Source organism: Neotamlana nanhaiensis, from assembly GCF_000943555.1.
Lineage (GTDB): Bacteria > Bacteroidota > Bacteroidia > Flavobacteriales > Flavobacteriaceae > Neotamlana > Neotamlana nanhaiensis.
Map to the genome: position 1 here is coordinate 1 of NZ_JTDV01000020.1, position 12669 is coordinate 12669.

Genomic DNA, 12669 nt, shown 5'->3' on the forward strand with positions numbered 1-12669 from the left:
TAACCTTTTTTTTGTGTTTTTTTAACCTAAACACTAAACACCCTTATTACCCGATAGTTACATGATGATTTTTTCTAGGATTGAATTTATAATGGTAAAGATTTTAGACCGCTGCGCTGATAAAATATAGAACCTAGACTGTTTTGAATACAGTAACGGGCTTGGGTGACTGCTTTAGACTTTAGGTTTACGTAGGTTGAGATAATAGACCGCGGCGCGAATAGAATAGAATAGAATAGAATATAGACTGGTTTGGAATTGGGATTAGGATATAAATGGTATTGCTTAAACTTCCTTTTTAATAAACACCTCTACGCTATTACTTAATAACTTGCCTTAGTTTGTATGCCCGCGTTAGGGATTGAGGTATTGTTGGAGCTCGCCGACCTTAGAAGGCAGCGACTACCGGAAGCCCGACCACGACCTAAAGGAATGGGAACGCCCAAAAACACACCTACATAAAGAAATTCCACACTACACCGAAACGGATTATAAAATCGCGATACGGATAATTTGGTGCCGAATAAAAGTTGTAGCCAGTAAAGGATGAGTTGAAATGCTCGGTTTTAAAGAATATACGGGCCTGACGTATTTTGGCATTTAGAAAGAAATCGATTAATGGGAAATCGCCATATTGGGTTTGATTTTGTACATAGAACTCGGCCAATAAAGGATTGTAAGCATTCATATAATACTTGGTAAAATAATTTACTGTTAGCCCAGTTTGTAGATATAGCGCTTTTTTGAATAAATGATTTGAGTAGTACAAGGTGTTACGGGTATTAAACTCGGGCACATTTAAACTGTTATTTGGATCTTGCACGTTTTGGTACATGATGGTATTATTTAAGGCAAACTTGCCTACCTTAATTTCATTTTCGAGTTTGGCTCGCAAATAGGTTATGGTGGCACTATTTTGAAACGGATTGATCTGCTGGGTGGTTTCGTTTTGCTTAAAGTATACGTAATTGGTTATTGTGGAATAATCGACCGTTATGTTAGCCCACTTTTTATATTTTGCATTAAATGCTAGTTGCTGCGTTTGGGTATTGCTAAAATTGTTTTGCCAGTTGTAATTTATATAATCGCTATGATATAGCAATGTGTTATAGTTTGGGGCTTTCGAACTATGATTTAACGAGGCACTTGCCGCGATATCGTTATTTAAATTAAAGGAGGCTTGCGCTTTTATAAAATTACCCTCGAAATTACCAGCAAAATTTATACCTGCTTCTCCGTTTAAATTGAATCCTTTATATTGTTTGTTATATTTTGCTCCCGCCGCATAAATATTTCCTTTTAAACGGTTGGTTATGCTATTACCATTTAATACAATTATTTTATTATAACCGTAATTATAATTATTATGACTGATGTTGAATTGTACATCGCCAATTATATTATTACTATAATTTAATTGCAATTGGTTGTAAAAGTTTTCGAGCGTAGCACGTTCTTGAACCCTTGACACGAATGCTTCACCAAAATAATCGGTATCGGCAGCTGTTTGATCAAATTGATAAAATTTATCTTCGAATGAGATGATATGTCCAAAACTAAGTTTGTTAAGTGATAATGAATCGGCTTTATTTATAAGTTTATAATCGTGTTCTAGGTGAAAGCGTTTTCCTTTTAACATACTTTCGGCATTTTGGAAATTGACTTCGAAGATGGAACGATCGAGAAATTCTGGATCGCCGTTTTCGAATTCGTCGATGTTATCATCTATAATTCCGCCGTTTTCTTGATTCAATAAATCTTGCATGGTTATGTGCCCACGCATATTGTACTTTTTATTTTTTGTTTGATAATTTGTTGTAAATGTAAAATTACCTGTACTAGCCAAAATATTTTGATATTTACCTAAAGACCGTAGTCCTTTATACTCGACCGAAAAATTTAATTGAGGCGATGTATTGATTGTAAAAAAGGAATCGGCTAATTGCCCTTGCTCGAATGCGGTTTTAAAAAACAACTCGGTTAACGGTGTTGGTACGCGATAATAGTTTACATCGCTTATTTCTGTATAATTAAAATGTTTTGCTCTTGCACCAAAACCTGGCATTAAACTGGTATTTCCAAAATTATAAGTTAAACTGTTATAGGTTTGCCCGAGGTTTGAAAAACGAAGCAACCCGAAATTGTCTTTTCGTAAATAATTGAACTTATATTCTTTTTGAATGGTTAACGTGGTATCGACATAGGTTGTATCTCTGTTTTGAGAAATAATTAGGTAGTCTTTTATATTGGCTTTTAAATTTTTATCTGAAGGCTTATTGGTTCCCGATTGAGAGGTTTCCCTACGTATAGCCGTTGAATCTTGAGTTGTTGCTGGAGCCGATGCTATTGTTTTTTGCTTACTAATATTACCCAGAGATTTATTTTGAGCTTGCAACACACAAAATGTGCCTAAAAACAATAAGAGAACACTTAATTTATTCATTGATGTAAATTTCCGAGGCAAAAGTAATTATTTGAACGCAAAGTGTGGATAAATATTTTAAATATTGGAATGTATTGTTTAGGGGTGTTAAATTCAATCATAATGGTTTCAATTTTAAATTTATCGATATTTTAGCCTCATGTTAAAACTAAAGCATACTCATTTTAATTTAGAATGTGGCACCGACGAAGCTGGCCGTGGTTGTTTAGCTGGTCCTGTAACCGCAGCTGCTGTAATTTTACCTGAAAATTTTAAAAACAAAATACTAACCGACTCTAAACAACTAAGCGAAAAAAAGCGCGATATTTTAAAACCTATTATTGAGGAAGAAGCCTTGCATTTTGGCGTTTCTCACATTTATGAAGACGAAATAGATGATATTAACATTTTAAATGCTTCTATTTTAGCCATGCACAAAGCTATTGAACAATTAAAAGAGCAACCCGAATTTATTATTGTTGATGGTAATAGATTTAAACCATATAATAATGTACCGCACGACACCATTATAAAAGGCGACGGTAAATATTTAAGTATTGCGGCTGCATCGGTATTAGCGAAAACACATCGTGATTTGTATATGAATAAAATTCACGAAGAATTCCCCATGTACAACTGGAAAAAAAATAAAGGATATCCTACTAAAGAACACCGTGAAGCCATAAAAAAATACGGTATTACAAAATATCACCGAAAATCGTTTAGATTATTACCCGAACAATTAAAGTTAGATTTATAAGTTTTTATATTTGTAAAAATTCATTCATTTAATATGAGATTTCTTTTTGTAGCCCTAGCTGCTTTATTTTTTGTAAGCTGTAATTATAACAATTCCGAGCGTACACAACTTATCGACTTTGTTCCTGAAAATGCTTCGGTAACTATAAAATCGTCGAATATTGAAGGCTTAAAAAACAGCATTAAAAACAACGAATTTTTGCAAGAACTCGCAATAAGCTATGATTATAAAAAATTAGAAAACAAACTAAAAACCATTGGCTATTTAACCCCTAAAAACGAAGTTTTAATTTGTTTATTTAACGATGCTACGGACAGCCTACAGTACAGCATTATTACAAAACTAAACACCGACTTTTTTGTTACCGATTCACTACCAAATTACAGCGAAGAAAGCTTAAAATACAACAACAAAACCATTATAAAATCAACCATTAACGACGCTACATTTTTTAGCACTATAATTGATAGTACATTTTATGCATCGTCGTCGAAAAAAACCACCGAAGCAGTTTTAAACAAACCTGCAAACCTTAACTTTTTAAAAGCTTATAATGCCCTAGACAAGGATAACGCATTTTCTGTTTTAGTTAATACCAAAGCTTTTAATAATAAAACCTTATTTATTAACGACGCGTTATCTTTAAAAAACTTCAGCCATTATATTGCAGCAGATTTTGATGTTACTCAAGATGCTATTTTGGTAAATGGAATTTCCTCTGCTTCCGATTCTACCAGCAGTTTAATTAATGTATTTAAAAATACCATTCCGCAAGAAAACTTAACAAAACATATTGCGCCATCAAATTGCGATGGTTTTATAAGTATTACATTTGATAGCTTTAAAACCTTCAATAAAAATCTTTCTAAATACAAAACCAAAGATTCTATTTACAACAGCAATCTTTTTAATGATATTGTTGAAATAGGCGTTATTTACGAAGCCGAAAACCGAGCTATCATTTTAAACTCAATTGATGTTATTGCAACCAATGATGCCATAATCGATAAGCAAAACACATTAGATTCCTATCGAGGGATTGATATTTTTAACTTTACCGAACCTAAAATTTTTAAAAACAATTTAACACCCTTTGTTTCTGCCGAAAACATTTCGCTTTACTGCACAATAGACAACTTTTTTGTTTTTAGCAACAATCTTGAAACGCTTCAAAATATAATTGCGAGCTACCAAAATAAAACAACCATAAACGACACGCATTACTTTAAATCGGTTAACGAAAAACTTAGCAAAGCATCATCTTTTCTTCAAGTTATTAATTCTGCTACGCTCCAAAAAATAATTAATAAAAACGAGTCCAAATCATCAAGTTTAAACTTAAATAAATACGACGCCACAGCGCTACAGTTTGTGTACGATAATAATTTTGCACATGTACATGCTATTATTAAAAAGAGTAAAAGTATTGTGCATCAAAATTCGATTTCAGAATCGTTTAATATAAAACTAGATAAAGATATCTTAAACGAACCTCAATTGGTAAAAAATCATATTACTGAAGAAAAAGAAATTGTGGTTCAAGACATAAACAATAACCTATATTTAATTTCTAACCAAGGAAAAATTCTTTGGAAAAAAGCCTTACAAGGTCCTATTTTAGGAAATATAGAACAAATTGACATTTATAAAAACGGTAGACTTCAACTGGCCTTTACAACACCAAAACGCGTTTATGTTGTAGATAGAAACGGAAACGATGTTGGCCCATTCCCAGCTAAATTTAACGACGATATTACACAACCACTTTCGGTTTTCGATTACAATAAAAACAAAAATTACCGTCTTTTAGTTACACAAGGCAAACATGTATTGCTATATAATGTACAAGCAAAAATTGTAAAAGGCTTTAATTTTACAAATGCTAACAATCCTATTATTTCGCAACCCAAACATTTTAGGTTAGGCCGAAAAGATTACATTACTTTTAAAACCAAAAACAAACTGTATATACTAGATCGTCGTGGTAAAACAAGAGTAAGCCCTAAAGTACAAGAAAATTACGCCAATACACCTGTATTTTTGTATCGCGATAATTTTACCACAACAACAGCCTCAGGAAATTTGTACACAGTAGACACCAAAGGTAATGTAGCCGAAACACCTTTAAATTTAGGCGCAAACCATTTTATTGATGCCAGCAGTAAAACTTTGGTAACCCTTAGCGAAAACTTACTTACTATAAAAAATAAAACTACTGAGTTAGATTTTGGCGAATATACCAGCTGCAAATTCTTTTACTTAAACGATAAAATTTATATTTCGGTAACCGATTTACAAGCGCACAAAGTGTATTTATTTGATAGCCAATCGAAATTATTAGCGAACTTTCCAGTTTACGGAAACTCAAGTATCGCCTTAGATAATATTGATAATGATAAAAACTTAGAATTTGTAACTAAAGGCGAAAGCAACTCAATAATAATTTATCAAATAAATTAATATTTTATTTATAAGCTTTTGTATGTAGAAACTAATTTCTATATTTATCAAACAAAATCGACAAATAGCTATTTAATTAGTTTACCTATAAATGAAAAGCTCTTACATTCTCTCAATTACTTTTATTTTCGATAAAAACATTATACCAACCGATTAAAATCGCAAGTCCTCGAATCTTTTTTTGAGCGCCAAAGTATTTATGCTTTGGCGTTCTTTTTTACCTAAAATGTAAACAATATTTAATAGTATTGCAATCTTAAAACACGCCGCTATGATTTCACGTAAAAACGCATCCATTTCAAAATTTATAATCCACAAAGTGGGCAACAAATTTAACGACACAAAAAATGCTTTTTCAGAAAAATTAGTCGATTTTGATGAAGCCAGTTACAACCTAATGTTGCCGTTTTTACTACGTCCGTTTGGTAGCGTTGTGCAAAGTTACCGCTTTAGCCACCATGCCAGTATTGCTCTAAACGAAATTAACAGCTACAGCAATAAAATTTTTGATGAGGATGATGCTTTTATTGAAACCTCTAAACACATGGTTACGCATTTATACGAGCAATCAAACTCCGCAAACATAAAAACTGGCGATGTTATGGTGGTTGAGTTTGAAGGCATTGAGTTTAGAGACATAACCACCAATGCCATTGGTATTTTTAAAATTGAAAGCAAAATTAACTTTTTTCAAACCTATTTAGAAAACAATAGCTACGACGTTTTGGTACAAAAAGGAATTAGCTCTAAAAAGGTTGATAAAGGGTGTTTAATTTTAAATCAGAAGGATGAAGAAGGTCCAATTGTTTTTAGTATCGACAATAATAATTACGATGCGCAATACTGGATTAATCATTTTTTAAATATAAAATATGCCGATGATGCCAACAACCACACCCAACAATATATTGAGTTATGTAAAGATTTTGCCGACGACATAATAAACACCAGTTATGGCAAGCAAGAACAAAATACCTTTTTAGCAAAAACCATCGACTTTTTTAAAGAGCACGAAACCGTAAATATTGAAGAATTTAAAGAGGAATTGTTTGAAGAAGACAAATATAAACGCGAATTCGACAGCTACAAAAAAACCTTCGAAGACGAACAGAATATTGTAATGCGAAACCGTTTTGATGTTGCCGAAGCTGTTGTAAATAAAGAGAAACGCAAAATTAAAACCGATATAAACCTAGACACCAACATACAAATAAAACTAGATATTGATGCGCCAGACGCATCTACCGAATACCTAGAACGCGGTTACGACGATGAGAAAAAAATGCACTATTACAAAGTGTTTTTTAATGCCGAAAATTAAACTAATAACTTAATATTAGCATACGAATTTTTTAAAGCCTTTTCAATTTGCTTTGGGCTAAGCCATTTTACTTTTGTAATGCCTTCGTTTTCTTGAGCTTGTAATTTACCTGTATAATTGGTTTTCATCTCAAACCAATAGGTTACTTTTATACGGAATTGGCCATTGCGCTTAAAAATATGGTAAGTGGTTTCTAATGGTTTTACAATTTCTAAATCCTTAACTCCTGTTTCTTCTTCTACTTCGCGAATAGCACTAGCTTCAATCGATTCTTTACGCTCTTTTTTTCCTTTAGGTAAATCCCATTTATCATTTCTGTAAATAAAAAGCACCTCTCTATTTTCGTTATAAACCTTTCCACCACCAGCAACTACGTTGGGTAACTTCTTTAAAAATTTCTTTAAAAGCTTCTCTTCCTTTTTATAAACTAAATGCACACCTTTTAAATCGGGGTTAGATTGAAGCTTTTTAATAACCTTTTTTATATTAACGGTTCTTAATTTATAATTCTCAAAACCAGCTACTTTTTCTTTATTAGTAGTTATAATAATAGGTTTATCGCCAACAAAAGCTTTATACATATGGGCTATGTGTTAAGTTATAATTAGGGTAAAAATATCATTTTTTAATTACAAGTTTGTTGAAAACTATATTTTTTATCGACAATTAACTATTAGATAAAATTAAATTTATGTGTAATTTTACCCACATGATTTTTAACAAAAATACCGCCAAAAAAACTGCTGAAGTTTTACTGCAAGTAAAAGCAATAAAACTTAGCCCTCAAGAGCCATTTACCTGGGCATCAGGATGGAAATCACCTATTTATTGCGACAACCGTATTATTTTATCGTTTCCAACTATTCGAAATTATGTTCGTGAAACTATGGCTAAACATATTGAAGAGCAGTACGGAAAACCCGACGCAATTGCGGGTGTAGCAACAGGAGCCATAGGCATTGGCATGCTTGTAGCCGAATATTTAGGTTTGCCATTTATTTATGTGCGCCCCGATGCTAAAGGACACGGACGCAAAAACCAAATTGAAGGTTTTATTGAAAGTGGCCAAAATGTAGTTGTGGTTGAAGATTTAATTAGCACAGGAAAAAGTAGCCTTAACGCCGTAAAAGCCTTACGTGATGCCGGCGTTAAAGTAAAAGGTATGGTTGCTATTTTTACCTACGGATTTAAAGTTGCTACCGAGAATTTTGAAAACGAAAACGTATTTTTACGTACCTTAGGTAACTACGACACTTTACTAGAAAAAGCCTTAGAAACCAATTATATTACCGAAAAAGAACTACAAACTTTATCGGCGTGGAATGCCAACCCTAGCGAATGGAACGCTATTTGATTATAAACATGTAGTTAAGTTATTTTTACTCGACTTTAAAACATAAAAAATAAACATAAAATGAATTTAGAATCCCCAAAGGTTAGTGTTTCAAAATCGCCTGAAGCTGTTTTTAATTTTTTATCAGATATTAAAAATTTTGAATCTTTAATGCCCGAAAACATTAGTAAATTTGAAGTTTTAGACGACGACAAGTTTCTTTTCGCTCTTAAAGGCATGCCAGAAATTGTATTAAAAAAGAAAGAAGTTATACCACCTAACAAAATAATTTTAGGTGCCGCTGGAGGTAAAATAGATTTCTCTTTAATTGGAAATATTACCGAAGTTGATGCTAACTCTAGCGAAGTACAATTACAATTTAGTGGCGATTTTAACCCTATGATGGCCATGATGATTAAAAGCCCAATTACTAAGTTTTTAGAAACTTTAGCCACCAATATGCCAAAAGCGGTTTAATACATAAGGGAAACTTCCTTTAAGTCGAATTTCTTAATATTTTCGTCTTCAAGCAATACCATTAATTTACCGTATTTAGTGACGCCTTTTATAAAACCAGGAAACATAACGCCTTCAGCATTTTTAAATGTTGAAGGTTTATTTTTTCTAAACAAATTGGCTTCATAGGCCGTTTTTACTTCTTGGTATTTTTCAGCCTGAAGCATTTCAGAGTAATACTTAATTTGCTTAATTATTTCATTTAAAATGTCGTCTAAATCATAATGAATCCCTGTAATATTTTTTAACGAACTGGCTTTAGGCAATCCATCAAAATCCACCTGATTTACATTTAACCCCACACCAATAATTGTTGAGTTGAGTTTGTTTTTTATGACATTTTCAATTAAAACACCACAAATCTTATGGTTAGCTGACAAAATGTCGTTTGGCCATTTTATAGCTAAATTAGGCACATTTAAAGTCTTTAAAGCTTGCAAAATAGCCATCGAGACCGCCATACTTATATAAAACGGAAAGGCCACATGGTGCACACTCAAGTCCTTAAACATACTAAATATAAGGTTTTTACTCGCTTGAGAGTTCCAAACCGTCCCCATTTGTCCGCGGCCTTGGGTTTGGTTTTGGGTTACAACCACAGTATAATCTGCTATCTGCTCACTAGCAATCAGCTCTCTTAAAAACGAATTTGTAGAGTCGATGGCATTAAGTTTGATAATAGACATATAAAGATTATTATTTTAAGTGAAAAATCTTAAGAATTTTTAAACTGTAAAGAACTAAAAAAATAATAACTTTGCATAAATTAAATAAAATTAATGGCGAAAGAAAAAATAAGCGCAGACCAGCTCATATCTGTAATAATAAGTGGCATTGAAGATGTTAAAGGTAAAGAAATTAATCTTCTAGATTTAAGAGATATTGAAAATACCGTTTGCGACTACTTTATAATTTGTGAAGGTACTTCAAACACACAAGTAAACGCTATTGTTAACTCGGTACAAAAAAAAGTAAGTAAAGAATTAAAGGACAACCCGTGGCATACCGAAGGTGTCGATAATGCCGAATGGGTTTTAATTGATTATGTAAATGTTGTGGTGCATGTGTTCCAAAAACACGTTCGCGAGTTTTATGACATTGAAAGCCTTTGGGGCGACGCAAAAACAACAGTTATAGAAACCAGTTACTAAAACACTACAATGACAAACGAAAATAATAACACTAAAGACAAGAAACCTAAATTTAGTCCGTACTGGATTTATGGTATATTAATCGCTATTTTTATTGGATTCCAAATATTTAACAGTGGAAGTTACAACAATGGAAGTGTAATTACACCTACTGATTTTTTTAAATATTTAGAAGACGGAGATGTAGCTAAAGTAGTAGTTGTTACAAATAGAGAAAGAGCTGAAGTTTATTTAACTAAAGAAGCAGAAGCAAAAGATGCTCATAAAAATGCTATTCCGCAAAGCTTTTTGCCATCGGCCACAGCCTTACCTAATTATAAATTTAATTATGGTTCTCTAGAAAATTTTGAAAAAAAATTAGATGAAACCAAGGCTAACTTAACAACAAAACCAATTGTAAAATTTGATCCAGAAGAAAGCGATTGGCAAGATTTTTTAATTGGCATTTTACCATTTGTACTTTTAATAGGCGTTTGGTTTTTTATTATGCGAAGAATGTCTGGCGGTGCTGCTGGTGGTGCTGGAGGGCAAATTTTTAACATCGGAAAATCGAAAGCTAAACTTTTCGACCAGAACACCAAAGTTAAAACAACCTTTAAAGATGTTGCTGGTTTAGAAGGCGCAAAAGAAGAGGTGCAAGAAATTGTAGACTTTTTAAAATACCCTGAAAAATACACTACTTTAGGCGGTAAAATTCCAAAAGGTGCTTTATTAGTTGGCCCTCCAGGAACAGGTAAAACCTTATTAGCAAAAGCCGTTGCTGGCGAAGCCAAAGTACCGTTTTTCTCTTTGTCTGGATCAGATTTTGTAGAAATGTTTGTTGGTGTGGGTGCTTCTCGTGTACGCGATTTGTTTAAGCAAGCCAAAGAAAAATCACCTTCTATCATTTTTATTGATGAAATTGACGCCATTGGTCGTGCTAGAGGAAAAAATGCCATGTCTGGAAGTAATGACGAGCGCGAAAATACACTTAACCAATTACTAACCGAAATGGATGGTTTTGGTACCAATACAAACGTTATTGTTTTGGCAGCAACAAACCGCGCCGATATTTTAGATAAAGCTTTAATGCGTGCTGGACGTTTCGACCGTCAAATTTATGTTGATTTACCAGACGTTCGTGAGCGTAAAGAAATTTTTGAAGTGCATTTACGTCCACTTAAAAAGGCCGAAGGCTTAGATTTAGATTTCCTATCGAAGCAAACTCCAGGATTCTCTGGTGCCGATATTGCCAACGTATGTAACGAAGCGGCATTAATTGCTGCAAGAAATGGCAAAAAAGCTGTTGACAAACAAGATTTTCTTGATGCCGTAGATAGAATTATTGGTGGTTTAGAAAAGAAGAACAAAATAATTACTCCAAGCGAAAAACGTGCGGTTGCATTTCATGAAGCTGGTCATGCGGTTGTTAGTTGGATGCTTGAACATGCTGCGCCACTAGTAAAAGTAACTATTGTACCACGTGGTCGCTCGTTAGGTGCGGCTTGGTATTTACCAGAAGAGCGCTTAATTGTTCGCCCAGAACAAATGCTAGACGAAATGTGTGCTGCTCTTGGTGGTCGTGCTGCAGAAAAAGTTATTTTCGATAAAATTTCTACGGGTGCATTAAGTGATTTAGAAAAAGTAACCAAACAAGCCAGAGCTATGGTTACCGTTTATGGTTTAAGTGATAAAGTTGGTAATTTAACTTATTACGATTCGTCTGGACAAAGCGAATACGGTTTCTCAAAACCTTATAGCGAGCAAACGGCCGAAATTATTGATAAAGAGATTTCGGATATTATTGAAAAACAATACAAACGTGCTGTTGATTTACTTGAAGAACATAAAGATAAATTAACCGAACTCGCCGAAGTTTTACTTGAAAAAGAAGTTATTTTTAAAGATAATTTAGAAAAAATATTTGGAAAACGCGCTTTTGAAAAAGAAGAACCTGAAGCAAGTAAACCAGCCGAAGATATAGACAAAAAACAAGAATAGTAATTTATTCCTAACGTTTTGGTAAAAATCTTAAATTAATCACACGGTTAATTTAAGATTTTTTATATTTGGGCAACATCCAAGGAATTGAGATTAATAGCAAATCCACTAAATGAGTTTTTTTAGAAAATTTTTTGGTTCAAAACCGAAATCATCCGATGAAGAAATAAAATCGGATGATCGAGGCAAATTTATGCCTGAAATTAAGCTACCAATAGATGAAAAGTTTACCATAAACTTTAAAGCTAATGGTGGTAAGTTCCTGTATTGCGAGAACTTAACAGAGATATTCGATAATTTTGAAAACATTATACTTGAAAACAACTGGGAAGGTGATAAAGCCTTAGTTTTAGATAAAAACTTAAGCAAAAAGTTTAAAAACACCAGTTTAAAACCAACTTTAAAAATTTCGGAAGCAACCTATTTTTTAACCACCTGCGAAAATTTAATTGCCAACGATGGCTCTTTACTAATATCGTCGAAACAAATTTTCGAAAAAAAACTTCACGAATTACCATTTAACTTTATTGTTTTTGCAACCACAAGTCAGTTTGTTGAAAACATAGGCGAAGGTCTTCGCGGTATTAAAAACAACAATAAACAAAGTATACCAACAAATATTACTACTATTAAAAACTTTAAATCTGAAGAGGAGGACAAAAACTTTTTAAGTTACGGTAGTAGTTCCAAAAATTTATACCTTCTCCTGTTAGAAGATTTATAGTA

11 protein-coding genes are annotated in these 12669 nt (G+C 32.9%); 8 read left to right on the forward strand and 3 right to left on the reverse strand.

Annotated elements, in window-relative coordinates:
- Nucleotides 1-454: 454 nt before the first annotated feature.
- Nucleotides 455-2443: a putative porin gene (locus PK35_RS16670; protein ID WP_044627722.1), complete on the reverse strand. Its 1989-nt coding sequence runs from the start codon at nucleotides 2441-2443 to the stop codon at nucleotides 455-457.
- Nucleotides 2444-2582: 139 nt separating this feature from the next.
- Here PK35_RS16670 and PK35_RS16675 point away from each other — a divergent pair, with 139 nt between their 5' ends.
- The 3 genes from PK35_RS16675 to PK35_RS16685 all read left to right on the forward strand — a co-directional run bounded on the left by PK35_RS16675 (nucleotide 2583) and on the right by PK35_RS16685 (nucleotide 6963).
- Complete coding sequence (locus tag PK35_RS16675; protein ID WP_044627723.1) at nucleotides 2583-3182, forward strand: ribonuclease HII; 600 nt, start codon at nucleotides 2583-2585, stop codon at nucleotides 3180-3182.
- A gap of 33 nt (nucleotides 3183-3215) precedes the next feature.
- Nucleotides 3216-5642, forward strand: coding sequence for a PQQ-binding-like beta-propeller repeat protein (locus tag PK35_RS16680; protein WP_044627724.1), 2427 nt, complete (start codon nucleotides 3216-3218; stop codon nucleotides 5640-5642).
- A 271-nt stretch (nucleotides 5643-5913) separates the two neighbouring features.
- A complete protein-coding gene (locus PK35_RS16685; RefSeq protein ID WP_044627725.1) occupies nucleotides 5914-6963 on the forward strand; it encodes a nucleoid-associated protein in 1050 nt (349 codons plus the stop codon).
- Here PK35_RS16685 and PK35_RS16690 read toward each other — a convergent pair.
- The gene (locus tag PK35_RS16690) at nucleotides 6960-7544 is read right to left on the reverse strand and encodes an NUDIX hydrolase (RefSeq protein WP_044627726.1); all 585 of its coding nucleotides are present in this window, start codon (nucleotides 7542-7544) and stop codon (nucleotides 6960-6962) included. The genes PK35_RS16685 and PK35_RS16690 overlap by 4 nt on opposite strands.
- Before the next feature lie 128 nt (nucleotides 7545-7672).
- Between PK35_RS16690 and pyrE the strand changes: the two genes are divergently transcribed.
- A complete protein-coding gene (gene pyrE, locus PK35_RS16695) occupies nucleotides 7673-8317 on the forward strand; it encodes an orotate phosphoribosyltransferase (RefSeq protein ID WP_044627727.1) in 645 nt (214 codons plus the stop codon).
- 60 nt (nucleotides 8318-8377) lie between these two features.
- Nucleotides 8378-8773 (forward strand): SRPBCC family protein, encoded by a 396-nt coding sequence (locus PK35_RS16700; RefSeq protein ID WP_044627728.1) that lies wholly within the window; start codon nucleotides 8378-8380, stop codon nucleotides 8771-8773.
- Here PK35_RS16700 and PK35_RS16705 read toward each other — a convergent pair.
- A complete protein-coding gene (locus PK35_RS16705; RefSeq protein ID WP_044627729.1) occupies nucleotides 8770-9498 on the reverse strand; it encodes a biotin--[acetyl-CoA-carboxylase] ligase in 729 nt (242 codons plus the stop codon). The two genes, PK35_RS16700 and PK35_RS16705, sit on opposite strands and share 4 nt — an antisense overlap.
- A gap of 93 nt (nucleotides 9499-9591) precedes the next feature.
- Between PK35_RS16705 and rsfS the strand changes: the two genes are divergently transcribed.
- The 3 genes from rsfS (at nucleotide 9592) to PK35_RS16720 (ending at nucleotide 12667) form a co-directional block, all read left to right on the forward strand.
- The gene (rsfS, locus tag PK35_RS16710; protein ID WP_044627730.1) at nucleotides 9592-9963 is read left to right on the forward strand and encodes a ribosome silencing factor; all 372 of its coding nucleotides are present in this window, start codon (nucleotides 9592-9594) and stop codon (nucleotides 9961-9963) included.
- Between the two features lie 9 nt (nucleotides 9964-9972).
- Nucleotides 9973-11943, forward strand: a complete 1971-nt coding sequence (gene ftsH / locus PK35_RS16715; protein WP_044627731.1) for an ATP-dependent zinc metalloprotease FtsH — start codon at nucleotides 9973-9975, stop codon at nucleotides 11941-11943.
- Nucleotides 11944-12055: 112 nt separating this feature from the next.
- On the forward strand, nucleotides 12056-12667 hold the full coding sequence (locus PK35_RS16720) for an LUD domain-containing protein (RefSeq protein WP_044627732.1): 612 nt from the start codon (nucleotides 12056-12058) through the stop codon (nucleotides 12665-12667).
- Nucleotides 12668-12669: the final 2 nt, after the last annotated feature.

Bases quoted from the DNA above. Each gene is read 5' to 3' on its own strand.
- PK35_RS16720 (WP_044627732.1), top strand. From the start codon at position 12,056: ATGAGTTTTTTTAGAAAATTTTTTGGTTCAAAACCGAAATCATCCGAT.
- PK35_RS16675 (WP_044627723.1), top strand. From the start codon at position 2,583: ATGTTAAAACTAAAGCATACTCATTTTAATTTAGAATGTGGCACCGAC.
- PK35_RS16690 (WP_044627726.1), bottom strand. From the start codon at position 7,544: ATGTATAAAGCTTTTGTTGGCGATAAACCTATTATTATAACTACTAAT.
- PK35_RS16670 (WP_044627722.1), bottom strand. From the start codon at position 2,443: ATGAATAAATTAAGTGTTCTCTTATTGTTTTTAGGCACATTTTGTGTG.
- PK35_RS16685 (WP_044627725.1), top strand. From the start codon at position 5,914: ATGATTTCACGTAAAAACGCATCCATTTCAAAATTTATAATCCACAAA.
- pyrE (WP_044627727.1), top strand. From the start codon at position 7,673: ATGATTTTTAACAAAAATACCGCCAAAAAAACTGCTGAAGTTTTACTG.
- PK35_RS16705 (WP_044627729.1), bottom strand. From the start codon at position 9,498: ATGTCTATTATCAAACTTAATGCCATCGACTCTACAAATTCGTTTTTA.
- PK35_RS16700 (WP_044627728.1), top strand. From the start codon at position 8,378: ATGAATTTAGAATCCCCAAAGGTTAGTGTTTCAAAATCGCCTGAAGCT.
- ftsH (WP_044627731.1), top strand. From the start codon at position 9,973: ATGACAAACGAAAATAATAACACTAAAGACAAGAAACCTAAATTTAGT.
- PK35_RS16680 (WP_044627724.1), top strand. From the start codon at position 3,216: ATGAGATTTCTTTTTGTAGCCCTAGCTGCTTTATTTTTTGTAAGCTGT.
- rsfS (WP_044627730.1), top strand. From the start codon at position 9,592: ATGGCGAAAGAAAAAATAAGCGCAGACCAGCTCATATCTGTAATAATA.